General features: G+C 68.7%; 1 protein-coding gene and 1 pseudogene. Both read left to right on the forward strand.

Annotated features, from left to right (window positions below; translation table 11 throughout):
- Nucleotides 1-234, forward strand: a pseudogene (locus G3I71_RS45635) (hypothetical protein); the annotation flags it as partial.
- The coding region (locus G3I71_RS45640; protein WP_275409426.1) for a carbamoyl-phosphate synthase domain-containing protein at nt 231-610 on the forward strand (380 nt) is incomplete at its 3' end. The pseudogene G3I71_RS45635 and the gene G3I71_RS45640, both read left to right, overlap by 4 nt.

Raw genomic sequence — 610 nt, forward strand, 5'->3', positions numbered from 1 at the left:
ACCGACTTCTTCGTACCGGCCGCGCAGCTGCGCGGCGCCCGCCTCGACAAGGGAATCGCGGGCAAGGTACTCACCGAGGGCGGTCTCCTCGTCGTCACATGGGCGCACGGCGACAAGCTGATCGACTCCGGATTCCGCTCCGACCGGGCGGCCGAACACGCCGCCTGGGTTCGAAGCATCGACACGCTGGTAACACAGAACTCATCCATCACGACGGAAGGCGCCGAACGATGACGACCTCCACCAGGGGAGCAGCCAAAGCTCCCGCCGTACTCGTCCTGGAGGACGGTCGCATCTTCCGCGGCCGTGCCTACGGCGCTGTGGGGGAGACCTTCGGCGAGGCCGTGTTCTCCACCGGGATGACCGGCTACCAGGAGACCCTCACCGACCCGTCGTACCACCGGCAGGTCGTCGTGATGACCGCGCCGCACGTGGGCAACACCGGCGTCAACGACGAGGACCCCGAGTCCTCCCGCATCTGGGTCGCCGGCTACGTCGTGCGCGACCCCGCCCGCGTCCCCTCCAACTGGCGCTCGCAGCGCTCGCTGGACGAGGAGCTCGTCAAGCAGGGCGTCGTCGGCATCTCCGGCATCGACTCCAGCGCCCTGAC

It is taken from the genome of Streptomyces sp. SID12501 (assembly GCF_010550245.1).
GTDB lineage: Bacteria > Actinomycetota > Actinomycetes > Streptomycetales > Streptomycetaceae > Streptomyces.